This window comes from Rhizobium sp. AB2/73 (assembly GCF_020871915.1).
Lineage (GTDB): Bacteria > Pseudomonadota > Alphaproteobacteria > Rhizobiales > Rhizobiaceae > Rhizobium > Rhizobium dioscoreae.
The window spans coordinates 2,556,783-2,579,410 of the sequence record NZ_CP067071.1 but is presented as its reverse complement, the minus strand read 5'-3'; the positions used below and the strand labels follow the sequence as shown (position 1 = coordinate 2,579,410).

Sequence of the window (22,628 nt, the reverse complement as noted above, 5' to 3'; positions counted from 1 at the left end):
CGTTATTTCGCAATGAGCATATGCTCCTCGATGCCGGCATCGAATTGCAGGCGGGCGAGCTTCGCATAGATGCCGCCGTGGCGGATCAGGCTCTGGTGCGTACCTTCCTCGATGATACGGCCCTGATCCAGCACCAGAATGCGGTCAGCCTTGAGGACGGTCGCTAGGCGATGAGCGATGACGAGGGTCGTGCGTGCCTCCATCAAGCCCTCCAGCGCCTTCTGAACGAGCGTCTCGCTTTCGGCATCGAGAGCGGAGGTCGCTTCATCAAGCAGCAGGATTGGCGCATTCTTCAGGATGGCGCGGGCAATGGCGACGCGCTGCCGCTGGCCGCCTGAAAGGGTGACACCGCGCTCGCCGACCTGCGTATCGTAGCCCATTTCGAGGCGCGAAATGAATTCGTCCGCCTGCGCGGCGATGGCGGCGGCGCGCACCTCGTCGCGCGAGGCGCCCGGGCGGCCGAAGGCGATGTTGTCATGGATGGAGGCTGCGAAGATTGTGGTGTCCTGAGGGACGATGGCGATGCGCTCACGTAGGGCGTCCGGCAATACGTCACGCGCATCGATGCCATCTACGGCAACACGGCCTTTTTGTGGATCGTAAAAGCGCAGCAGCAGCGAAAAGATGGTGCTTTTGCCCGCACCCGACGCGCCGACGATCGCGACCGTCTCCCCCGGCTTGACGGAGAAGGAGAGCCCGTGCAGCGCCGATCTGTTCGGTCGCGACGGGTAGGAGAAGTGGACATCGGAGAATTCCACGCGGCCCTGCGGCGGCTGCGGCAAGGACAGGGGATTGGCGGGGGCGGCGATGGGGGACACTTCGGCAAGTAATTCGCCGAGGCGGTCGGCGGCACCCGCAGCCTGAGAGAGCTCGCCCCAGACTTCCGATAGTGAGCCCAGCGAAGAGCCGGCGATGACGGAATAGAGGAGAAACTGGCCGAGCGTGCCGGCAGACATGGTGCCGGCAAGCACATTCTGCGCCCCGACCCACAGAACCGCGACGATGCTGCCGAAGACCATGGCAATGGCGAAGCCCGTCAGCAGCGAACGGGATTTGATCGCGGCGCGCGCCGCCTGATAGGCATCCTCAACGGCGCCGCCATAGCGATGCGCCGCGGCGTTTTCGCCATTATAGGCCTGGATGGTGCGGCTGGCCGCGATGGTCTCGTTGGCATAGGCCGATGCCTGCGCCAGCGTCTCCTGCGCGGCTCGCGAGCGCTTGCGTACGGATCGGCCGAAACTGACCAGCGGCAGAACGATGATCGGGATCGCGATCAGCACGATGCTCGAGAGCTTCGGACTGGTGACGATCATCATGATCACGGCCCCGAGACAGAGGATCAGGTTGCGCAGCGCAACGGAGGCTGTGGCACCGACCGCGGACTTGATCTGCGTCGTATCCGCCGTCAGCCGCGAGACGATCTCGCCGGATTGATTGATATCGAAGAAGGAGGGCGACAGCCGCGTCACATGGTCGAAGACCTCGCGGCGCATATCGGAGACGATGCGCTCGCCGATGGAGATGACGAAGTAATAACGCAGCGCGCTTGCAGCCGCGAGCAACAGGGCCATGATCATGATCGCTATGAAGTAGCTGTCGATCAGACCGCGGTCGGCCTGATCGAAGCCGTGATCGATCATGCGGCGGACGGCGACCGGCAAGGCGAGCGAGGTAACGGCGGCGATGACGAGCGATATGATCGCGCCTGCCACCATGCCCCGATATCGCTTGAGGTATGGCGCCAGTCGTCCGAGAGGACGGATCGAACGGTTTTTCTTTTCCTCAGCCTGGCCAGTCTCTGACAAGTCGTCTCCAATCCCCATATCAGCAAGGGACTCGACGTTTTCGCCCCTTGTTATCGCCGCTGCCTTCATGTATAGGCACGCCATCTTAATTGGAAGCCGTGGCCTTTAACGGACTGCGGCTTCATTTATTCAATCGGTTCGGTTGCCGCAATGCCTTGCGACAAATGGACCCTGGCATGACAGGAAGATTGTTATGAAGGCCAACATCCATCCCGACTACCACACCATTAAGGTGGTCATGACCGACGGCACCGAATATGAAACCCGCTCGACCTGGGGTTCTGAAGGCGCTGTCATGAACCTCGAAATCGACTCCAAGTCCCATCCGGCTTGGACTGGCGGCAACCAGCAGATGATGGACCGTGCCGGCCGCGTTTCGAAGTTCAACAAGCGCTTCGGCGGTCTCGGCATCTAATCGCATTGCGATTTGCTGTTTGAAAAAGCCCGGCTTGGCCGGGCTTTTTGCGTTGATTTTTTGCGTTGATTGAGTGTCCGGCAACCTCATCGCACACGCCGCAGGTAATCCGCGCGATCGAACGGATTTGCCGCTGCGCGCTCCCGTACACGGTACGGACCCGATAGGCGCGTATAGTGATCGAAGGCGTGCTCCAGAACGCCGGCTCCGCCCGACAATACCGGCAGTTGCCTTTGGATCGTGTGGATCATCGATGATGCCACCGTGCCCTCCAGCCGTGCGATACCATCGTCGATCAGCGATCTTCTCATCGATGCGCCGGATTTTGCGAGCAGGCTGTGCACGCCAGCCAACGCCGTTGCCGGTATCTCGACGTGAAAATGCTCGATAGGCTCGCATAGGATCGTCTGTGCGGAGGAAAGCGCGGATGCGAGCACCAGCGGCGTCAGCTTGCGGAAATCGACCGCCGTGCTCGCCGGCGAACTTTGCCGTGCCGCTGTCATGGCGACGTGGCAGTCGATGATCTGCCAGCCGAAAAGACCTTCCTTCAACGTTTCGAACGTAGCTTCCTCGACCGCCCGATAGAAGCTTGCGGGCATCTGGCCGACATCCACCTCCAGGGCAAAGCTGTTTCCGCTGCCTTCCGGCCGTGGCTCGACGCGCAATCCGACGGTTGCGAGAAACGGATTGGGCTCCTTGAATATGTGCTCGACCGCGCTTCCCGTTCCAGCCAGCCTTTCGACATAGATGACGGTGCTTTCCTCGAAGGCGATGTCGAGGCCGAATCCGGTCGAGAGGGTTGCCTGGATGACCTCCTTCTGCACTTCGCCATAGAGCGAGACATATATGTCGCCTGTTTCCTCATTGGCGCGCAGGTTGATGAGCGGATCCTGCTCTGCAAGTTGCCCCAGAGCCAGCCAGAGTGCTGCGTTTTCTGACGGGCGCAGGGCGCGAATGCGGGTTTCCAAGGTCGGCGGCGCGAAGTGGCGAAGCGTGCCGGGGGCGCTTTCGGTGCCGATCCAATCTCCGATACGGGCATTTGCGAGCCCGCCGACCTTGGCGATCTGCCCTGCGTAAACCTGCGAAACCTTGTCCGCTTTGCCATCGCGGAAAAGCTGAAGACTGCCAATCTTCGCCGAGCCGAGAGGAGTTTCGATGTCATCTCGAAGGTTGATCGTGCCCGATGCCAGATAGAGATAGGCGAGCTTCTCGCCGCCCCACCCGCGTTCGATCTTGAAGATTGCTCCTGAAACCGGGCCACCAGGATTCGGACGCCTGCTCGGTAGCAGGGTCTCGATTGCCGAGATCAAGGCAGAAATGCCGATGCCCCGCGTCGCCGCACCGGCAAATGCCCGATGGATAGAGGACTTCGCTACCTGATCGGCCAAGGCTTGTTCCAGCCTCTGTCGTGTCAGGCGCTCGGGAGCCAGAACATAATCTTCCAGCAAAGCCTCGTCGTTGAGTGAAAGTGCTTCGCACAGGCGCGAGAAATGCGGATCGCCGCCGAGATCAGCAGCTTCCACCGTGGCGAGCCTGCTGCCGGCAGCATGGACGATCGACATTGCGATGGGGCGGACCGCCAGCTGGGTCGCCATATCCTCAAGCACCTCATCATAGCGTGCGCCGAGGCGGTCGACCTTGTTGACGAAGAATATGAAGGGTATCCCGAGGCGTCGCAATGCTTTCACAAGCACGCGCGTCTGGGGCTGCACGCCCTCGACTGCCGACACGACGACCACGGCCGCATCGAGCAACTGCAGGATCCGTTCGATCTCGGCGATGAAGTCGGGATGGCCCGGCGTGTCGATGAGGTTCACCATCACATCACCGATGGTAAAGGAAACCACCGCCGCGGCGATGGTGATGCCGCGTTGTCTTTCGAGTTCGAGACTATCGGTCTGCGTGCTGCCGGCGTCGACGCTGCCGAGTTTGTCGATTATGCCGGTGTCAAAAAGGAGCCGTTCCGTGAGGCTGGTCTTGCCCGCGTCTACATGGGCAAGGATGCCCAGATTCAATGTGCGCATGGTTCATCATCTTCTCAGAATTTCGGATTTGATTTTCGTGAGAAGTGAGTCGGCGCATTGGGTTCTCCACGCACATTCGATATCGGCTTGCTCCTCCCTTGAGAGAAGCGCGCAGTCTTTTTTACAGAGGTTTCACGGAATCCGTCAAGTTTGGCCCGGCTTCAACTTCTGGCCTAACTCTGCGCACGGCTTTTCGGAGGGCTGGATCATTGCTTAAAACAAAACCGGCCACGTCAGGCGCGACCGGTTTGAAATCATTACGGATTGTCTGAAGGTCAGTTGCCGCCAAATGCGGTCTGCAGCAGGGTTAGCTGTGCCTTGACGCTGTTCTGGTTGTCCGGAACGATAGCAGCTTCCGTCGGTCGGTAGATTTCGCGATCGAGAATGGCGACGCGGTTCTGCAGGCGCAGCGAACGCTCGACGAGATCGCGGAAGGATTCCGGCAAATCATTCCAGCCGGGTGCCGTCCGGTCGACATTGAAGCCGTCCAGGCGAACCTTGTTCTTTTCAGCCAATACCTGATCGCGCGACATTTCGCCATTGTTGACGGCGCGCTGGAGGAGTAGCCAGGAGGCCATCTGCATCAGGCGGGTGGTCAGTCGCATGGATTCGGCGGCATAGAGCACGGAAGCCATGCGCGGCAGAACCTTGGAAGCAGCGCGGCCCTGGCCGTCGAGATAGCCGGCGGTTTCTTCGACCAGCGACATGCCTTCAGAATAAAGCGCCCTGAACTGCGCCGACGATGCGGCGTGGCCAGCAAAGCTGATCGTGTTCAACCCAAGTTCCGACATCGAATAAATCCCTGCTTCACGCAACACTTTTGTTCAGGAAAAGCCGGTCAAGTCCCTAAGAGCTTTCGGCATCCGCTTTTATGACTTTAAGATGGGTGTTTTAACTGAAATTCGCAAGGCGATTCTTAAGAAAGGGTTAATCTCCACAGTTTCGCGGAGGTCCGCGATACAGGACAAAAAAGAAGAGCCGCAAAAGCGGCTCTCAAGGTAAAACAGGGAGAAAAATCAGACCAATTCGCCAAGTGGAGGAACTGTCTGAGTCCAGAGCGAATCTGGATGGTCATAGTAATATGTCGTAAAGCTTAATATTGAGTTGACCATGCCTTGATCCTGGACTCTCCCGTATGGATTTCGTGCTGCGGCAGGCCACCTTGGAACGGTGCGTCAGAAGCGGAAAAGACTATCCGCCGCCTTTCGGCCGGAGGTCTTGGTGGCGATTTCCTCTTCCAGCCGGGCTATCTCGCCCTGGAGCAATGCTACGCGGCTTTTCAGCTCGTCCACCGACAGTAACGAGAGGTCGCTGCCGATCTCGTGGGCGGACGGCTGCTTGGGACGATCATCATCGAATAGGCTCATTTCGGTTCCTCCTTTCCCTTGTCGAGGGATCAGGTGCCGTAATTTACAGTTATATCGTCCTTTTTTGAAGTCTCGCTACGCGCGAGCGCCATGCTCTCCGGCGTGATCATCTGCGCGTTGGCCGACGGCATGGTCGTGTAGGCGTCGCGATCGCCCGCCGGCTTTGCGGCGCGCATGCGGCTGCGGAAGATCGAATAGGAGGTAATCAGCACATGGGCGATGGCGGTGACGAAGAACAGTGAGTAGGGGCCGATGGAGGACATGACCGGGCCGCTCAGAGTCGGTCCGATGATCGTGCCGATACCGTAGAGCAGCAGCAGGCCGCCCGAAACCTTGACGAAATCCTCGGGCGCGGCGAAGTCGTTGGCATGGGCAACGGCGATCGGATAGAGGGTGTTGGCGACGGCGCCATAGATGACGACCATGCTGATGAGGAAAGCCGGGCTGCCCGGCTTCAACAGGAAGAGCAGCAGGCCATCGAGAGCGGCGATCGCAGCCATGCCCGCAAGCACATAGCGGCGGTCGATGCGATCGGACAGGCGGCCGGCCGGCAGCTGCATCACGGCGCCGGCAAAGATGGTCGAGCTCATCATCAGCGCGATGTCGCCTTCGGAAAGGCCGGCTTTGGCGCCGAAGACGGCGCCGAGCGTGCCGTATGCGCCATTGGCGATGCCGACGAGCAGGATGCCGATCGAGGCGACCGGCGAATTGCGGTAGAGCGCCCTCAGGTCGAGGCTGACGGCCTTGAGCGGTTGCGGCGAGGCGGCGTTCGACAGCGTGGTCGGCAGCATGGCGATACAATAGCAGATGCCGCACACCATGAAGAGGATGGGCGTATGGACATCGGCGAAGGGCACCATCATCTGCCCGGCGACGGCACCGATCAGCGTAATGCCGATATAGAGCGAGAAGATCGCGCCACGGCTTTCATTGGTGGCGCGTTCGTTGAGCCAGCTCTCGATAATCATCGAGGTTCCGGCCGTGCAGAAGCCGGTCACCGCGCGCAGCGCCACCCACCAGATGGGATCGACGATGATGCCGGTCAAAAGCGCGATAATGGCGATGACGGAGATGAAGCCCGAAAAAGCGCGCACATGACCTATGCGCCGGACCAGTTTCGGCGCCGTCAGGCAGCCGAGGACGAAACCCGTCGCCCAGGTGGTGCCGAGCAAACCGAGCGTCGTCGTCGCATAGCCTTCGGCCGTGCCGCGCACAGGCAGCAGCAGGCTGTGCAGGCCATTGCCCGTAAACAGGAACAGCGTGCCGAACAGCAGAGCGAGTACCGGCAATATGTTTCTTTTCATGCTCCCCACCTTCATGCCGCTCCATTTAAGGAGCCGAAAGACAGGAATCGCGCCCTGCCTGCATTCGCTATTGATTGTGTCCCGGATTGCCGCTATCGGCCTGTAGAAACAGTCTGTTGGCGCGGAAAAATGTCCGTCCTATGACGATTAGAGCATGATCGCGAAAGGCGTGCAGCGGTTTTTGGTCGCGGCTGCCCTCACTCTTGCATAAACGGGGAAAAATAGCGTGACAAAAGCCATAGCGGTGCTGCTTCTGCTCGCCATGGCGGTGCACATCATCAAGCCTTTGGGGCTGCCGGGCCTGAGGCGCAGGGCCGATTTCTGGAAGATCGCTATCTTCGCCTTTGCCGTCTGGACGGTGGCGCTCGTTATCAACGAGGCGTTTTAGCGCATTTCAGGCTGGATTCAGGGCTTCAGCGCCGCCACGCGCGGCTGCCTAAAGTTGGATCTCTCCGCGCATGACGGAGATGCTGCTGCCCGACAGCAAGACTTCGTTTACCGTGCCGGCAGATTTCCTGACATCAACGCCGATAAGGCTGCGTCTTCCCATTTCCACGCCCTGTTCGATGGTGATTTTTACCTCCGCATCCTGTGCCGGCAGCAGGGAAGTCAGGTAGGCGCTGATCGCGGCAGAGGCGCTGCCGGTCGCCGGGTCTTCCGCGACGTTGTCGAGCGGCGCGAACATGCGGGCGCGAATAGCCCACGGATTTTCCGTCGAGCGTACATAGAGAAAGAGTGAAAAGCCGGTCTTGTCTTCCTTGTGGCGTGCGGCCGCTTCAGCAAAAACGGCGGCGTTCGGCCATGCCTTGGCGAGCGTTTCGAGGCTATCCAGCTCCGCGAAGGCGAAAGGCAGGCCGACGGATGCGAAAGTCGGCCCATGGGTTGTGTGGCGGATCGATTGCGGATCGATCTGCACGCAAGCGGCAATCAGTTCGTCGGCAATGGTTTCGCCGATCGTAAGCCTGCCCGGTGCGCGGATGCTTGCGCCGGAGACGCCGCCACCGTTGCGCAACAACGTTACCTCGACAAGCCCGGCATCCTCCTCGAAGATCAGCCTGTCGCTTATGGGTTTTCCGAAGATCGCTTGCTGCTGGCCGAGGACGAAGGCGGTGCCGACATTGGGATGGCCGGCAAAAGGGATTTCGGCCGTGGGCGTGAAGATACGGACGCGGGCCGTATGCTCCGGGTTTTCCGCCGGCAGCACGAAGGTCGTTTCCGAATAGCAGAATTCGGCGGCGATCTTCTGCATGGCGCCGCTGTCGAGACCGCGGGCATCGGGAATGACGGCCAGGGGATTGCCGACGAAGCGTTCGGATGTGAAGACGTCGACGGTGACATAGGCAACGGTGTTCATGACGGCTCCGGGCAGCTTTGGTGGAACTGCCAGGATTTAGCCGCTGCTCGGGCAAGCTTGAAAGCCGGAACTTGTGTCCGTGACAAGTTGGCTAACGGTTCTGGCGAAGAAGCCTCTTATCCCAATCCCTTCTCCTCAACGGGAGAACGGGTTTTCTGCAGCACGCGCGAAGATCGCTTCAATTGCTCTGGAACTGTTTGAGCACGCTGGACCAGAGTTCGACGAGTTCGGCACTGCCGACATCGCCGGGCTTCGCACGGACCGCAGTGTGTACGAGAACCAGATGTGTCGTCGGATCGACCAGGATGCGCTGGCCGGCTTTGCCGTCCAGGAAAAACGTTCGGCGCGGACCGGGCATCAGCCAGGTCTGATAGCCGTAGCCCCAGGGGTTCGTTTCATGATTGACCGCCAGGAATGAGCCTTGCTTGACCGGCTCCGTGGCATCCAACAGCCATTGGCGGGGTATGATCTGCCGGCCGTTCAAGGCGCCGTCATGCGCGAGCAGCAGGCCAAAGCGGGCATAATCGCGAAGTGTCGCGCTGAAGCAGCAGTAGCCGACCTCTTGGCCGGTGCTATCGACCTGCCAGTTCGCGCTGGCTTCCGCACCCATCGGCTGCCAGATGCGGGTTTGGAGATAATCCGCCATGCTCATATGAGTGGCGTGGGTCAGGACGAGGCTCAGGCCCTCCGTATCGAGATTGCTGTAGTGCCAGACCGTATCGGGAGGCGCGACCCGCTTGTTAAAGTGGGATATGGCTGTGATGGGATCGAGCTTTTCCGGGCCAAGCAGTGAATTGCTGAGATGAACGTTGTCGTCGGGGTTGCCGAAGTTTTCGGTGAAGGCAATGCCGGAGGCCATATGCAGCAATGCGCGGATCGGCGTAACGCCCATCTCCGTGCCTTTCAGCTCCGGCACATAGGTCTCGACCGTATCGTCGATCGAATGGATGGCGCCCTCGGAAATCGTGATCCCAATCATCATGGCGGTCAAGGTTTTCGCCATGGATTGCGAGACAAGCCGGTCGCGGTCGGTGCGGCCATATTGGTAATGTTCGAACAGGATCGTGTCGTTGTGGGCAATCAGCAGGCCAGTGGTGGGATTGGTGTCGAGATATTTCGACAAGGAGCCGGTTTCCGTGCCGAACGTGAACTTGACCGAAATCTCGGAGGCCGCGCGTAAGAGGGGTAGCGGATGCTCGGCGGCGGCGATCATATGCGTTGGCGCAAGCTTATCGGCGTGACTGAAATTGCCGATCATGTTCCGTTGTTCGCTCAGCGGCAGGCCGACGGGATAGCCGAGTTTCTCACCGTAAGCCTCTGCATCCGGTCCTGTCGCGGAAAAGACGGGAACGGCCGTCTGCAATTGTTGGGCGCGAGCAATGTCTATTTGTGCAACTAAGAACACAGAAAAAACAGCAACAAAACTGCGCCAAGCAAGCATATGGCAACCCCTCTATTGGGCCCCTTTTATTATAAGTGGGACAATCCAGTGCCGCGTTTTCGCAACATCCATTTGACACGGATTGTTTTCCGATATCACGGCAAGCCTATTCTTGTCATTGTGACAGATGTGACTTGCTCTGTTCTGAACGCCCAGCTGGCTATTCCCCGAAAGCAAAAAAGCCCCGATCGCATTGCGACCGAGGCCTTTCGTGCATTCGAATATTCAAGTGGTTCAGCTTTTCACAGCGTCATCGAACCACTCTACCCCTTTGTTTCCAAGCAATTCCGAGAAAAATTGCAGTGCCCTTTTCCTGGAATTGCTCCAGCTGACATCAGGCAGCCTTTTCGCGATCCTTCGTCCAGCTACCCTTGGCGGCGAGATAGTTCATCTCGGCACGATGGGTGAAGGCGCGTTGGCCAGCGGCAACGTTTTCCGGCTTGCCGCCCCATGCCTTCAGCGCGCTGTCCTGCAGTGCGCGACCATAGGAGAAGGTCACTTTCCAGGGCAGTTCATAGCCGGAATTGATCGCAGAGAGATGGGCCGTCGCCTCTTCGGTGGACTGGCCGCCGGAGAGGAAGGCGATGCCGGGAACGGCCGACGGAACGGTTTCCTTCAAAACCTTGACGGTGCGTTCGGCGACCTGCTCGACCGAGGCCTTGCGGACCTTCTTGCCGTCGATGACCATGCTCGGCTTGAGGATCATGCCTTCGAGCTTGATGCGGGCTTCTGCGAGTTCCTGGAAGACGATCTGCAGCGTCCAGCGGGTGACTTCCTCGCTGCGATCGAGGCTCTGCGTGCCGGGTTCGCCATCCATCAGCACTTCCGGCTCGACGATCGGAACGATCTTGGCCTGCTGGCAGAGGGCGGCATAACGGGCAAGCGCGTGGGCGTTGGCCTTGATGGCGCCATAGGTCGGCAGCGTATCGGAAACGGCGATCACGCCGCGCCACTTGGCGAAGCGGGCGCCGGCGTCATAATATTTCGCCAGACGATCGGCGAGGCCGTCCAGGCCTTCGGTGACGGTTTCGCCGGGGAAGGCGGCGAGCGGCTTGGCGCCGACATCGACCTTGATGCCGGGAATGCTGTCGGCAGCCTTGATGATATCGACGAAGGGGGTGCCGTCGGCGGCTTTCTGGAAGAGGGTTTCCTCATAGAGGATGACGCCGGAGATGTACTTCTTCATTGCGTCGTCGGAGCGGAAGAGCATTTCGCGATAGTCGCGGCGGCTCTCTTCCGTTGATACGAGAGAGATGGCGTCGAAGCGCTTCTTGATCGTGGCGGTGGATTCGTCCGCCGCCAGGAGGCCCTTGCCACCAGCAACCATCTTTACGGCAATGTCTTCAATTCGTTCGCTCATTTTGTTTCTCCAAGGCGATTTCATTCGGCGACAAGAACAATATAGATCGGCGATAACAGAAGTGTAGAAGGAGGGAAATGGCAGGCTAACTAATTGAAACGATTGAAATGATTTCAACCGTTTGAAAGTCTTTCATGTAATCCTAGCACTCATGGAAAAGCCGCGAAAGCTAAAGCTTTCGCGGCCCGTATCATTCACGGCGATAAGGCTTTTTGTTTACTTGCCGGCCTGCAGCACGGCGACGCCGGGAAGGACCTTGCCTTCCATCCATTCGAGGAAGGCACCGCCAGCCGTCGAGACATAGGTGAAGTCGTCGGCAACGCCGGCATGGTTGAGCGCCGAAACCGTATCGCCGCCGCCGGCAACCGAGGTCAGCTTGCCGGTCTTGGTGCATTCAGCGGCATATTTGGCGACTGCAACGGTTGCGGCATCAAAAGGCGTGATTTCGAAGGCGCCGAGCGGGCCGTTCCAGACCAGCGTCGTGGCGCGGCCGATCCAGTTCTTGACCGCTTCGACCGACTTGGGTCCGACATCGAGTACCATGGCATCGGCGGGGATGGCGTCGATCGCGACGACTTCGTTGTCCGCTCCGGCCTTGAATTCGCGGGCAACAACGCCGTCTTCCGGCAGCACGATCGCGCAGCCGGAGGCAGCGGCTTCGATCATGATCTGCTTTGCCGTATCTGCAAGGTCATGCTCGCAGAGCGATTTTCCGACATTGGTGCCGCGGGCGGCGATAAAGGTGTTGGCCATGCCGCCGCCGATGACAAGCGCATCGACCTTCTTCACGAGGTTCATCAGAAGGTCGATCTTGGTGGAGACCTTGGCACCGCCGACAATGGCGACGACTGGACGTACCGGATTGCCGAGGCCCTTTTCCAGGGCTTCAAGCTCTGCCTGCATCGTGCGACCGGCATAGGCCGGCAGCAGGTGGGCAAGGCCTTCCGTGGAAGAGTGGGCGCGATGCGCAGCCGAGAAGGCGTCGTTGACGTAGATATCGCCATTGGCGGCAAGCGCCTTGGTGAAGGCTGCGTCGTTCTTTTCCTCTTCCTTGTGGAAGCGGGTGTTTTCCAGTAGCAGGATGTCGCCGTTGTTCATCTTGGCGACGGCGTCGGCGGCCGGAGCGCCGATGCAATCGGAGGCGAAGAGAACGGCATGATCCAGAACCTCTTCGACGGCCGGTATGATGAGGCCGAGGGAGAGGTCCGGGGAGGGGCCATCCTTCGGGCGGCCGAAATGCGCAAGCAGAATGACCTTGGCGCCCTTTTCTGACAATTCGAGAATCGTCGGGGCGACACGCTCGATGCGGGTCGCATCGGTGACCTTGCCATCCTTGACCGGCACGTTGAGGTCGACGCGCACCAATACGCGCTTGCCGGAGATGTCGGTGAGATCGTCGAGGGTTTTGAAGGCTGCCATGGGAGGATCCAATATTGTTGGTGGCGAAAAGCGGGCCGACCATACTACGGATGATCGCAGACGCAAGGCGTTCAGACGTCGTTTTTGCCCGTCGTCGAATCGCTTGAAACGGCTTCATGCGCGCGCTCGCGGCGCTTCTGCAGGTAAGCGCGGATGCTCTTCAGGATATCATGGAGATTGATGAAGATCGGCATGATGACGGGCGGTTCCACCGCCTCGAGCGACATTCCGACGGATTGGATATGATCGTTCTCGTCGAGATCGCGGACGATGAGGATAATCTCGCCCAGACGAACGCGATCCGCATAGTCGGCCTTGCCACCGAGGCGATGGCGCATGAGCTCCGCTATGGTCAGTCCCTTCTCCTGCTCACTCAGCAGTCCCGGCCCGTAGGCAGCATCGAGATCGGCGGCAGGGCGGAGCGGTGAGATCGAGAAGGCGCCGAAGAATTCGGCATCCTCGGGATCGACCGGCGCGCGGCTGGCGAAGAGGCGGTCGAGCAGGCGCGAATAATTGGGGGAGACGAAAAGATAGACGATATCATTTTCGCGCAAGCGGCCGGCATATTGATAGCGCATGGACTTGCCGTCGCGAACGATCAGCGATGGTGTCGCCCAGCGCGGAATGCGCTCGCCGCGCAGGACCGGACTGTCCTTCACGACACGATAGGAGAGGAGTTCGTGGTTGACCGTGCCCGGCAGGTCGACCTCGACCTTGTCGATCGCCCCCATGCGTGGGGGAATGATGAGGCCAAGCCGGCGCGCCATCGGCTTGATGGTCCAGCCCTGTACGAGCAGCGACACCAGCACGACGATGAAGGCGACGTTGAAATAGGTTTGGCCAGCCTGCAGGCCGCCGAGGATCGGCATGATGGCCAGAAGAATGGAGACGGCACCACGCAGACCGACCCAGGCGACGAAGCCGGTTTCCCGCTGCGTATAATCGAACGGCAGCACACAGAGCCAGACTGCAATCGGCCGGGCAACGAAGATCAGGAACAGCGCCAGCGCAATGGCGGGGATGGCGATCGCCGGAAATTCCGAGGGCGTGGCGAGCAGACCGAGCACGAGGAACATGATGATCTGCGCCAGCCAGGTCATGCCGTCCTGGAAACGCTTGATCGAAGCGGATGCGGGCAGCTTGCGGTTGCCGGCATAGATGCCTGCGACATAGACGGCCAGGAAGCCGCTGCCGCCGACGGCACCGGTAAAGGAGAAGACGAGGAGTGCCAGTGCTAGCACGAAGATGGGAGTCAGGCCGCGATCCGTCTCGAGGCGGCTGACGATGAGGACGATCATCATGCCGCCGAGCAGGCCGAGTATGACACCCAGCCCCATCTGCTGGACAAAGGTGGCAAGCATGGCGAGGTTGATGCCGGCATAGCCTTCACCGTTTGCCAGGAGTTCGACCAAGGCAAGCGTCAGAAAGATCGCCATCGGATCGTTGGTGCCGGATTCGACTTCCAGTGTCGAGCGCACCTTGTCACGGATATTGATGCCGCCGATGCGCAGAAGGAAGAAGACTGCCGCCGCGTCCGTCGAGGCGACGATGGAGCCGAGCAGCAGACCCTGCAGCCAGGTGAAGCCGAGCAGCCAGCTGGCGGCAAGGCCGAACAATGCCGCCGTTACGACGACGCCGACGGAAGCGATGGTCAGCGCGGGTGCCGCAGCGAGCTTGAAGGCCTGGATCGGCGTGCCGTAGCCGGAATCGAAGAGGATGATGGCTAGCGCCAGAGAGCCGAGAATATAGGCGAGATAATTGTTGGAGAATTCGATGCCGAGGCCGTCCGTGCCGGCGGCAAGGCCGATCATCAGGAAGAGCAGCAGCAGGGGAGCGCCGAAACGAAAGGCGAGGAGGCTGGAGAAGGCTGCAATCAGTATGAGAACCGTGCTGATCAGCACGATAATGTAAAATGCCTCCACCTTTTCTTCCCCTTTTCCGTGCGCCGCCACCGGACCAAAAGCCCGGATGCCGGAAATCCCCACCTCCTATCATGCCGTCGTATCAGCCGGATTGGCAAATACTGAGATCGTTCGGAGTAGGGCTCGAACAGGAGACCCTTTCCGACGTCGATAACGTCATTGTGTGATGCGCCCGCCAGAGCGGCAAAGCGGTTTGGAATGCCTGGAGACTTCCTGATTCAAAATTTACTGGTAAATCTGGACGATAGCAGGGCAGGACGATGAAAATCGAAATGTTTTTAAGAAGATGCAGGGTGGATACTGCGGTCCCTTTACGTGCTTACCGGCGGGGCACTATTCATCAACATAGCAACGCCGGCGGCGCGGAAAATCGCACCGCCGGCATTTATGTCACTCGGGTCTGAGCCGCAATCAGATCGTCTTGGCGAAGGCGACTGCCGTGTCCGACATGCGGCTCGAGAAGCCCCATTCGTTGTCGTACCACGACAGGACGCGCACGAAGTTGCCTTCCATGACCTTGGTCTGGTCGGTCGCGAAGATCGACGAGTGGCTGTCATGGTTGAAGTCGCGGGAAACCAGCGGCTCGTCGGTGTAGCCGAGGATGCCCTTCAGCTTGCCGTTCGATGCAGTCTTGATGGCTTCGTTGATTTCACCGACCGTCGTTGCCTTCTTGGCCACGAACTTGAAGTCGACGACCGAGACGTTCGGCGTGGGAACGCGGATCGACGTGCCGTCAAGCTTGCCCTTGAGGTGCGGCAGAACGAGGCCGACAGCCTTTGCGGCGCCCGTCGACGTCGGGATCATGGACAGGGCTGCGGCGCGGGCGCGGTACAGATCCTTGTGCATGGTGTCGAGCGTCGGCTGGTCGCCGGTGTAGGAGTGGATTGTCGTCATGAAGCCGTGGTCGATGCCAACTGCGTCATCGAGAACCTTAACGACCGGAACCAGGCAGTTCGTGGTGCAGGATGCGTTGGAGATGACCAGATGCTCCTTGGTGAGCTGGTCATGGTTGACGCCGAAAACGACGGTCAGGTCAGCACCGTCGGCAGGAGCCGAAACGATGACGCGCTTGGCGCCGGCCGTCAGGTGAGCGGCGGCCTTGTCGCGGGCCGTGAAGATGCCCGTGCATTCCATCGCGATATCGACGCCGAGATCGCGGTGTGGCAAGGTTGCCGGGTCCTTGATCGCCGTGACTTTGATCGGCTTGCCGCCGCCAACGATGATCGTGTCGCCTTCGACCTTCACTTCGGCGGGGAACTTGCCGTGGATGGAATCGTAACGCAGCAGGTGGGCGTTGGTCTCGACCGGGCCGAGGTCGTTGATGGCAACGATCTCGATGTCGGTGCGGCCGGATTCGACGATTGCGCGCAGAACGTTACGGCCGATACGGCCAAAGCCGTTGATAGCAACTTTTACAGTCATTGAATGTCACTCCCGTTCACTCAGGGTGTTTATCTATTGGATTTGAGAGCGCTTGTCAGCGCCCTCAGGAAAGCTTTGCCTCAGCGGCGGCGACAACGGCCTCCGTCGTGATGCCGAAGTGCTTGTAGACGTCCTTGTAAGGAGCGGAAGCGCCGAAGCCCTTCATGCCGATGAAGGCGCCTTCCGGTCCGATGAAGGCATCCCAGCCTTCGCGAACGCCGGCTTCGACGGCAACCTTGACCGGCGAGTTGCCGATGACTTCCTTGCGGTAGGCGTCCGGCTGCTCGAAGAAGAGTTCGGTGCAGGGAACGGAAACGACGCGCGTGGAGACGCCCTTGCCTTCCAGGACCGCGCGGGCAGCAACGGCGAGTTCAACTTCGGAGCCCGAAGCGAAGATCGTGACCTTGGCGTCGGCATTGCCGGCCAGCGTGTAGGCGCCGAGTTCGCAGAGGTTCTTCTCGCTATATTCCGTACGGGCGGCCTGCAGGTTCTGGCGCGTCAGGGCGAGGCCGGACGGGCGGTTCGTGGTCTTGATGGCGATCTGCCAGCATTCGGCCGTTTCCGTGGCGTCGGCCGGGCGGAAGAGCTGGAAGTTCGGGATAGCGCGCAGGCTGGCGACCTGCTCGACCGGCTGGTGGGTCGGGCCGTCTTCGCCGACGCCGATGGAATCATGCGTCAGGACGTGGATGGCGCGGATGCCCATCAGGGCGGCGAGGCGCAGCGGAGGACGGCAATAATCCGAGAAGATCAGGAAGCCGCCCGAATAGGGGATCAGGCCGCCGTGCAAGGCGATGCCGTTCATGGCAGCAGCCATGCCGTGTTCGCGGATACCCCAGTGCATGTAACGGCCGGAGAAATCGGTCGGGGTGATCGACTTCATCTGGCTGGTCTTGGTATTGTTCGACGGCGTCAGGTCGGCCGAACCGCCGAGCGTTTCCGGAATGAAGCCGTTGATGACTTCGAGCGCGTCTTCCGAAGCCTTGCGGGTTGCGACGGTCGGCTTGGTGTCAGCCAGTTTCTTTTTGTAGTCGCTGATGGCGGCGTCAAAGCCGGCAGGCAGCTTGTGATCGAAGCGGCGGGTGAATTCAGCCTTCTTGGCAGCGTCGGCGCTAGCAAGGCGGCCTTCCCATGCTTCGCGGATGCCGATGGAGCGTTCGCCAGCAGCGCGCCATTCCCCGAGGACCTCGTTCGGGATGACGAAGGGCTCGTAGGGCCAGTTGAGCGCGACGCGGGTAGCGGCAATTTCCTCGGCGCCGAGCGGCGAGCCGTGGACCTTGTGCGTGCCCTGCTTGTTCGGAGCGCCGAAGCCGATGATCGTCTTGCAGGCGATCAGCGTCGGGCGGTCGGACTTATGGGCGGCTTCGATGGCGGCAGCGATGGCGGCCTGGTCGTGACCGTCGATTTCGATCGTGTTCCAGTGAACGGCCTTGAAGCGCATGATCTGGTCGGTCGAATCCGACAACGAGACGGCGCCGTCGATGGTGATGGAGTTGTTGTCCCAGAACAGGATCAGCTTGTTGAGTTTGAGGTGGCCGGCCAGCGCGATCGCCTCATGGCTGATGCCTTCCATCAGGCAGCCGTCGCCGCACATGGCGTAGGTGTAGTGATCCTGAAGTTCCGAGCCGAACTCCTCGCGCAGCTTGCGTTCGGCGATCGCCATGCCGACGGCATTGGCAATGCCCTGGCCGAGCGGGCCGGTGGTGGTTTCGATGCCGGTGGCGTGACCGTATTCCGGATGGCCGGCGGTCTTGGAACCGAGCTGGCGGAAGCGCTGGAGCTCTTCGACCGTCATGTCGGGATAACCGGTCAGATAGAGCACCGAATAAAGCAGCATCGAGCCGTGGCCAGCCGACAGGACGAAGCGGTCGCGGTCCGGCCACAGCGGGTTCTTCGGATCGAAGCGCAGATATTTGCTAAAGAGAACGGTGGCAACATCAGCCATCCCCATCGGCAAACCGGGGTGACCGGAATTGGCCTTCTCGACAGCATCCATGGCAAGGAAACGGATCGCATTCGCCATCCGGTCGTGTTGTTCGCGAGAGTTCATGGGTTTTTCCGCAGTGTTCCGGGTTCGGGGGATGGCCACACGCTTGGGAGGGAGGGCCATCGGTTGAAAGGCGGGTGAAGGGGAGACGCTCTTCCGAACGCCATTTTCAACGTCGCCTCAGGCGGTCGAGACATAGCAGTTAGGGCGAGCAAGTCAATAAATCGAGGGCTCAATACGGGCCTCTCGGGGCAAATTTTTGACATTTGCCCGTTCACTTTTACAAAAGACGACAATCATGCGACAAGGCCTGTGTGAGCGGCAAAGGCGGCATTCATCCACAGAATAGGGGGGCTGCCACATGACAGCCTTTATTGACGTGCTGTTGCCGAGTTGAATATTGTTGCGAAATCAGACAAGTGGCCGGATGTTTTGATTCGGGCCTTGCGCGGAGATGCGAAGGGTATGACACCTTCAGGCAAAACGGTGGACGCGGCGCTCGCCCAATTGCGCCAGGCGCTTTCGACTTTGGAGAGCGCGGTCGACGGACGGTTCGAGCGGGAACGGGCGCAGAGCGATATAGAAGGCGAGGTCCGTAGGGTTCACGCCGATCGATCCCGCCTTGCCCAGGAACTGGATCAGGCCGAGTTCCGCGCGAACCGGCTGGAAGAGGTCAATCGCGAAGTGTCGCGCCGGCTCGTGACGGCGATGGAAACCATAAGAGCCGTGCTGGACCGCTGATCCCTCGGGAGGCAGCCGTCGCAGTGCGGCAGTGATCGGAAAGTCGAATGGCACAAGTAACGGTAACGATCGACGGCAAAGCCTACCGGATGGCCTGCGAAGAGGGCCAGGAAGACCATCTGACGGATCTTGCCAATCGCTTCGACCGCTATGTCATGCATTTGAAGAGCCAGTTCGGTGAGATCGGCGATCTCCGGGTGACCGTCATGGCCGGCATCATGATCATGGATGAGGTGAGCGAATTGACCCGGCGCGTGTCTTCGCTGGAGGCCGAGCTGGAAACCCTGACCAGCAGCCGTGATACGACAGTGGCAGCCAATGCGCGGGCCGAGGAGACGCTGGCAAGCGTCATCGACGAGGTGACGACGCGCATTCACGGCATCACCGAGAAGCTTTTAGAGCGGCCGGGCGTCGAGCAGGCTTGAGTTATTTCTGGGGCTGCCCGTCGCAGCCCTCTGGTAGAAAGCTTCAAAGCTCTTTATATAGTTCAGGCGGTCTGCGCTTCCCGACAGGAACCACAATCCCTGGGGCCATACTCGATCCAAAGGGAGCTGTCCCTGACCAGGCCCGTGGGCCTGGACACACGGTGCCCACCTACGTTTGTAGGCACCCAGGATCGTAAACATCCATCGGTCGTCGTGGATCGCTCTCAAATTTTCTGGCTGATCGCCAATTTCCTGGCAGATGCCAAGGAAGGCGCCACGCAGTTCTTCCGCCGCGTTGACGCCAATCCTCCCCCTTAGCCTTTGGATCGCAGGTAAGCGCCGCGCTCGAGTTCGGCGCGATTGGTCGCGCTGCGCAGCCGCAGCAGGTCCTTGCGCGCGATGAGGCCGACGAGGCGGCCGGTCTGCGGCTCGACGACCGGAACACGTCCCGTATCGGCATGGATCATGATATCGGCGACGCGCCCCACCGTATCTTCGATATGGGCAACTGGAAGAGATGTATCCGAGATCACGTCATAGAGCGATTGATCCATGAGGTCCGGTTCGCTCTGCCAGCGCAAGGCATCGGCGCGCGAGATCATGCCGACGAGGCGGTTATTCTCCCCGACGACGGGATAGAAGCGATGCGCATCCGGCCGCTCCGTCATCCGCGCCAGCGCTTCCGACAGGCGCATGGAGGCTGGCAATGTGTCCACCTCGGCGATCATGATGTCCCGGGCACGGGTCAGTTCGAACGGGTCGATGCCGTATTCGCGGGTAATGTGCTGGCCACGCCTTGCGATCTTTTCCGTCAGAATCGATCGTTTCAGCAGAAGGACGGTGACGGCATAGGCCGCGACCGTTGCCGCCAGCAACGGCACCAGCGCACTCGTGTCTCCCGTCAGCTCGACGGCGAAGAAGGTGCCCGTCAGCGGAGCGCGCATGGTGCCGCCCATCATCGCCGCCATGCCGAGCATCGCCCAGAAGCCGGGATTGCCCGGCAGGGCGAGGCCGACGAGCCAGCCCAGCGCGCCGCCAAGGATGAGCAGCGGCGCGAGGACGCCGCCCGAGGTGCCGGAAGACAGCGCCACGAGCCAGATGCCCGCCTTGACCAGCAGGATCGCGAGCACCGCAGCAACGGTGATATGGCTATGCAAGAGATCGGCGATGATGTCGTAGCCAACGCCCAGCGCACGCGGTTCGATCAGGCCTCCGAGCCCGACGACGAGGCCGCCGAGCGCCGGCCACCACATCCAGTGGATCGGCAGCTTCTCGAAGGCATCCTCGATCTTATAGAGCAAAGTCGTCAGCAGACCGGATTGCAGGCCGGAGATGATGCCGAGGCCGGAGGCGAGCAGAATGCCCCACCAGGAGAGCGACATCTCGAAATGCGCGGGGAAGAGTGCGCCGCTGCCGATCAGCAGCGGCCGCCAGACGACTGAAACGCAGGCTGCGACCGCGACCGGAATGAAGCTGCGCGGCTTCCATTCGAAGAGCAGCAGTTCGACGGCAAGCATGACGGCCGCGATCGGTGTGCCGAAGACCGCGGTCATGCCCGCCGCGGCGCCGGCGACAAGCAGGGTCTTTCTCTCGGCGGCGCTCAGATGGAAGAGCTGCGCGAAGAGCGAGCCGATGGCGCCGCCGGTCATGATGATCGGACCTTCCGCGCCGAACGGCCCGCCAGAACCGATCGAGATCGCCGATGACAGGGGCTTCAGCACCGCCACCTTCGGCGACATGCGGCTGCCGCCAATCAGGATCGCCTCGATGGCTTCGGGAATGCCGTGGCCGCGAATCTTTTCCGAGCCGAAGCGTGCCATCAGGCCGATGACGATGCCGCCAAGAATGGGAGCAGCCACCATCCATGGCGAGCGTGCCACAGTGGCGAAGGAGAGCGGCTCGGTGCTGATCTTGAACAGCCAGACGCCGTTGCTGACGAGAGCGATGAGATTGATGAGCACCCAGGCGGCGAATGCGCCGCCGGTGCCGACGACGAGAGCCATGGCAATCAGAACCAGGACGCGCTTGTCCGTAGTGAAATCACCATTGTCCTTGCGAGAGGCCCCGCCGGAGAAATCATGGCTGTGACTTTGTGAGGTGCTGGTGTCCTGCATTTAAGGCCTTCTGTGCCGGAGCATTTCCGCTTTTCTTCGAATAGCGAAAGCGCTCTATCTTCGTATTCTTACGCATTCCGGACGGAAAACCGCTGCGCACTTTTCCTGGAATGCTCCAAGCGTGCGGGCTGTCCTTCAGCCGCTCTCCGCTTCGAGATGGCAAATATATCGTAATGCGATATAAATCAACTCAAGCGCATTGCGATCTGCAAGATTCGTTTTCGGCACTTTTGGTCCTTGATCCGGAGCATGCGGTTGCCGCAAAACCGCTGAAGATTTTGCGCGACATGCTTTAGGACCGCGAACAGCGGCAATGAGGACGATTTGATGGTGAGACGTGTGGATGAAGCTCTTTCGCAGGCTGACTATGAGGCGCTGGCGACGCTACGCTACACCCTGCGCAAGTTCATGGATTTCAGCACGTCGGCTGCGCAGGAGGCAGGCCTCCCGCCGCAACAGCATCAGGCGCTGCTGGCAATCAAGGGCAATGGAACGGCCGAGGCGGTAACGATCGGCATGCTCGCGGAAAAGCTGCTGATCGCACCGCATACGGCGACGGAACTTGTGGGACGCCTGATCGACGGCGGCTATGTCACCCGCCATCCAGATCCAACGGACAAGCGCCGGCAGACGCTGCAGTTGACGGAAAAGTCCGAAGAGGTTCTGCAAACATTGAGCTCGATCCATCTGGTCGAAATCCGTGAGATGGCACCTCGGCTGATCGAGATCCTCACGCAGCTTCAGGCCGGCGTTCGCAGCGACTGAGGGCGCCATAGCCTGGTGATACTGGCAATGGCGCGGGGCGATTATTGGCCGAAACGGATGCCGCCGTCGCAGATCAGCGTGTGACCGCTGGTGAAGCCGTTACCGATCAGGAAGGCGATGGCTTCGGCGATCTCCTCAGGGCGGCCGACACGGCCAACGGGCGTGCGGGCTGCAAATCCGGCGAAGGTCTGCTCCCTCTGCTCCGCGGTGAAATCCCACCAGGGAGTATCGACGACGCCGGGCGACACGCAATTTACCCGGACCGGCTTGAGCTCGACGGCGAGGATCGGCGCCAGGGCGGCTATGGCGGCATTGATGGCTCCGAGCCCTGCGGTTCCGGGCATCGCCGCCTGTGCCGAGACGGCAGAGACGAAGGTGATGCTGCCTTGTTTCGAAAGATGCGGAAGGCAAGCCTGGGCGCAGGCGAAATGCGCCATCATTTTCTGCTCGAAGCCTTTCCTGAGATCGGCGAGGTCTACCGTGGCGAAAGGGCCGGCGCCATTGCCGCCGCCCAATGCCAGGACGAGATGATCGATCGGTCCGATTGCCTGGAAGGCCTCGGCGAGGCCGGCAAAGTCGGCAGCATCCATGGTCACGGTGGCAATATCGCCGTTGAGGCTTTGCCCGGCTGCCTGAAGTTTGGCGGCATCGCGACCCGTGATGGTGACACGATAGCCTTTTTCGAGAAGATGGGCGGCGGTCGCAAGACCGATGCCGGAGGAGCCGCCGATAATAGCGACGTGTTGAGACGACATGCGTGTCTCCT

Annotated in this window: 19 protein-coding genes and 1 other RNA gene; 6 read left to right on the top strand and 14 right to left on the bottom strand. The window is 60.4% G+C overall.

Going from position 1 to position 22,628, the window contains the following annotated elements; translation table 11 throughout:
* Positions 1-2: 2 nt before the first annotated feature.
* Positions 3-1,805 carry an ABC transporter transmembrane domain-containing protein gene (locus I8E17_RS12785; RefSeq protein ID WP_229002028.1) on the bottom strand — a complete coding sequence of 601 codons (1,803 nt, stop codon included), beginning with the start codon at positions 1,803-1,805 and terminating at the stop codon, positions 3-5.
* Between the two features lie 193 nt (positions 1,806-1,998).
* Here I8E17_RS12785 and rpmE point away from each other — a divergent pair, with 193 nt between their 5' ends.
* Positions 1,999-2,220: a 50S ribosomal protein L31 gene (gene rpmE / locus I8E17_RS12780; protein WP_034503571.1), complete on the top strand. Its 222-nt coding sequence runs from the start codon at positions 1,999-2,001 to the stop codon at positions 2,218-2,220.
* A gap of 86 nt (positions 2,221-2,306) precedes the next feature.
* Here rpmE and I8E17_RS12775 read toward each other — a convergent pair whose 3' ends face one another.
* The 4 genes from I8E17_RS12775 to I8E17_RS12760 all read right to left on the bottom strand — a co-directional run bounded on the left by I8E17_RS12775 (position 2,307) and on the right by I8E17_RS12760 (position 6,915).
* Positions 2,307-4,244: a TetM/TetW/TetO/TetS family tetracycline resistance ribosomal protection protein gene (locus tag I8E17_RS12775; RefSeq protein ID WP_219511448.1), complete on the bottom strand. Its 1,938-nt coding sequence runs from the start codon at positions 4,242-4,244 to the stop codon at positions 2,307-2,309.
* 275 nt (positions 4,245-4,519) lie between these two features.
* A complete protein-coding gene (locus I8E17_RS12770) occupies positions 4,520-5,035 on the bottom strand; it encodes a DUF1465 family protein (protein ID WP_069611865.1) in 516 nt (171 codons plus the stop codon).
* A 384-nt stretch (positions 5,036-5,419) separates the two neighbouring features.
* A complete protein-coding gene (locus tag I8E17_RS12765; protein ID WP_069611864.1) occupies positions 5,420-5,611 on the bottom strand; it encodes a DUF1192 domain-containing protein in 192 nt (63 codons plus the stop codon).
* 29 nt (positions 5,612-5,640) lie between these two features.
* On the bottom strand, positions 5,641-6,915 hold the full coding sequence (locus tag I8E17_RS12760) for an MFS transporter (RefSeq protein WP_069611863.1): 1,275 nt from the start codon (positions 6,913-6,915) through the stop codon (positions 5,641-5,643).
* 226 nt (positions 6,916-7,141) lie between these two features.
* Here I8E17_RS12760 and I8E17_RS12755 point away from each other — a divergent pair, with 226 nt between their 5' ends.
* Entirely contained in the window at positions 7,142-7,303 is a 162-nt protein-coding gene (locus I8E17_RS12755) for a hypothetical protein (RefSeq protein ID WP_176727998.1), read from the top strand.
* Positions 7,304-7,351: 48 nt separating this feature from the next.
* Here I8E17_RS12755 and I8E17_RS12750 read toward each other — a convergent pair whose 3' ends face one another.
* The 7 genes from I8E17_RS12750 to tkt all read right to left on the bottom strand — a co-directional run bounded on the left by I8E17_RS12750 (position 7,352) and on the right by tkt (position 17,880).
* Positions 7,352-8,269 carry a PhzF family phenazine biosynthesis protein gene (locus I8E17_RS12750; RefSeq protein ID WP_069611862.1) on the bottom strand — a complete coding sequence of 306 codons (918 nt, stop codon included), beginning with the start codon at positions 8,267-8,269 and terminating at the stop codon, positions 7,352-7,354.
* Between the two features lie 178 nt (positions 8,270-8,447).
* Positions 8,448-9,632, bottom strand: coding sequence for a serine hydrolase (locus I8E17_RS12745; RefSeq protein ID WP_229002027.1), 1,185 nt, complete (start codon positions 9,630-9,632; stop codon positions 8,448-8,450).
* Between the two features lie 412 nt (positions 9,633-10,044).
* Positions 10,045-11,070: a class I fructose-bisphosphate aldolase gene (locus I8E17_RS12740; protein ID WP_069611860.1), complete on the bottom strand. Its 1,026-nt coding sequence runs from the start codon at positions 11,068-11,070 to the stop codon at positions 10,045-10,047.
* Positions 11,071-11,286: 216 nt separating this feature from the next.
* Positions 11,287-12,489, bottom strand: coding sequence for a phosphoglycerate kinase (locus tag I8E17_RS12735; protein ID WP_069611859.1), 1,203 nt, complete (start codon positions 12,487-12,489; stop codon positions 11,287-11,289).
* A 71-nt stretch (positions 12,490-12,560) separates the two neighbouring features.
* Complete coding sequence (locus I8E17_RS12730; protein WP_069611858.1) at positions 12,561-14,411, bottom strand: potassium/proton antiporter; 1,851 nt, start codon at positions 14,409-14,411, stop codon at positions 12,561-12,563.
* A gap of 411 nt (positions 14,412-14,822) precedes the next feature.
* A complete protein-coding gene (gap, locus tag I8E17_RS12725) occupies positions 14,823-15,833 on the bottom strand; it encodes a type I glyceraldehyde-3-phosphate dehydrogenase (RefSeq protein ID WP_069611857.1) in 1,011 nt (336 codons plus the stop codon).
* 64 nt (positions 15,834-15,897) lie between these two features.
* Entirely contained in the window at positions 15,898-17,880 is a 1,983-nt protein-coding gene (gene tkt, locus I8E17_RS12720) for a transketolase (protein ID WP_112720694.1), read from the bottom strand.
* Between the two features lie 402 nt (positions 17,881-18,282).
* Here tkt and I8E17_RS12715 point away from each other — a divergent pair, with 402 nt between their 5' ends.
* The 3 genes from I8E17_RS12715 (at position 18,283) to ssrS (ending at position 19,207) form a co-directional block, all read left to right on the top strand.
* The gene (locus I8E17_RS12715) at positions 18,283-18,558 is read left to right on the top strand and encodes a DUF4164 domain-containing protein (RefSeq protein WP_015341018.1); all 276 of its coding nucleotides are present in this window, start codon (positions 18,283-18,285) and stop codon (positions 18,556-18,558) included.
* Positions 18,559-18,605: 47 nt separating this feature from the next.
* Positions 18,606-18,983 (top strand): cell division protein ZapA, encoded by a 378-nt coding sequence (locus tag I8E17_RS12710; RefSeq protein ID WP_069611855.1) that lies wholly within the window; start codon positions 18,606-18,608, stop codon positions 18,981-18,983.
* 65 nt (positions 18,984-19,048) lie between these two features.
* Positions 19,049-19,207, top strand: a non-coding RNA gene (gene ssrS / locus I8E17_RS12705) — 6S RNA.
* A gap of 90 nt (positions 19,208-19,297) precedes the next feature.
* On the opposite strand, the gene I8E17_RS12700 is transcribed toward ssrS, so the two are convergent.
* A complete protein-coding gene (locus I8E17_RS12700) occupies positions 19,298-21,097 on the bottom strand; it encodes a chloride channel protein (RefSeq protein ID WP_069611854.1) in 1,800 nt (599 codons plus the stop codon).
* 327 nt (positions 21,098-21,424) lie between these two features.
* Between I8E17_RS12700 and I8E17_RS12695 the strand changes: the two genes are divergently transcribed.
* Positions 21,425-21,862, top strand: coding sequence for a helix-turn-helix domain-containing protein (locus I8E17_RS12695; protein WP_083258140.1), 438 nt, complete (start codon positions 21,425-21,427; stop codon positions 21,860-21,862).
* 41 nt (positions 21,863-21,903) lie between these two features.
* Here the strand turns inward: I8E17_RS12695 and I8E17_RS12690 are convergent, their stop codons facing one another.
* Positions 21,904-22,617: an SDR family oxidoreductase gene (locus tag I8E17_RS12690; RefSeq protein WP_069611852.1), complete on the bottom strand. Its 714-nt coding sequence runs from the start codon at positions 22,615-22,617 to the stop codon at positions 21,904-21,906.
* Positions 22,618-22,628 lie beyond the last annotated feature (11 nt).

What these genes read in the sequence shown, in the direction of transcription:
- I8E17_RS12740 (WP_069611860.1), bottom strand. Translation starts at nt 11,070, where the DNA reads ATGAGCGAACGAATTGAAGACATTGCCGTAAAGATGGTTGCTGGTGGC.
- I8E17_RS12695 (WP_083258140.1), top strand. Translation starts at nt 21,425, where the DNA reads ATGGTGAGACGTGTGGATGAAGCTCTTTCGCAGGCTGACTATGAGGCG.
- tkt (WP_112720694.1), bottom strand. Translation starts at nt 17,880, where the DNA reads ATGAACTCTCGCGAACAACACGACCGGATGGCGAATGCGATCCGTTTC.
- I8E17_RS12770 (WP_069611865.1), bottom strand. Translation starts at nt 5,035, where the DNA reads ATGTCGGAACTTGGGTTGAACACGATCAGCTTTGCTGGCCACGCCGCA.
- gap (WP_069611857.1), bottom strand. Translation starts at nt 15,833, where the DNA reads ATGACTGTAAAAGTTGCTATCAACGGCTTTGGCCGTATCGGCCGTAAC.
- I8E17_RS12735 (WP_069611859.1), bottom strand. Translation starts at nt 12,489, where the DNA reads ATGGCAGCCTTCAAAACCCTCGACGATCTCACCGACATCTCCGGCAAG.
- rpmE (WP_034503571.1), top strand. Translation starts at nt 1,999, where the DNA reads ATGAAGGCCAACATCCATCCCGACTACCACACCATTAAGGTGGTCATG.
- I8E17_RS12715 (WP_015341018.1), top strand. Translation starts at nt 18,283, where the DNA reads ATGACACCTTCAGGCAAAACGGTGGACGCGGCGCTCGCCCAATTGCGC.
- I8E17_RS12760 (WP_069611863.1), bottom strand. Translation starts at nt 6,915, where the DNA reads ATGAAAAGAAACATATTGCCGGTACTCGCTCTGCTGTTCGGCACGCTG.
- I8E17_RS12700 (WP_069611854.1), bottom strand. Translation starts at nt 21,097, where the DNA reads ATGCAGGACACCAGCACCTCACAAAGTCACAGCCATGATTTCTCCGGC.
- I8E17_RS12775 (WP_219511448.1), bottom strand. Translation starts at nt 4,244, where the DNA reads ATGCGCACATTGAATCTGGGCATCCTTGCCCATGTAGACGCGGGCAAG.
- I8E17_RS12690 (WP_069611852.1), bottom strand. Translation starts at nt 22,617, where the DNA reads ATGTCGTCTCAACACGTCGCTATTATCGGCGGCTCCTCCGGCATCGGT.
- I8E17_RS12765 (WP_069611864.1), bottom strand. Translation starts at nt 5,611, where the DNA reads ATGAGCCTATTCGATGATGATCGTCCCAAGCAGCCGTCCGCCCACGAG.
- I8E17_RS12750 (WP_069611862.1), bottom strand. Translation starts at nt 8,269, where the DNA reads ATGAACACCGTTGCCTATGTCACCGTCGACGTCTTCACATCCGAACGC.
- I8E17_RS12710 (WP_069611855.1), top strand. Translation starts at nt 18,606, where the DNA reads ATGGCACAAGTAACGGTAACGATCGACGGCAAAGCCTACCGGATGGCC.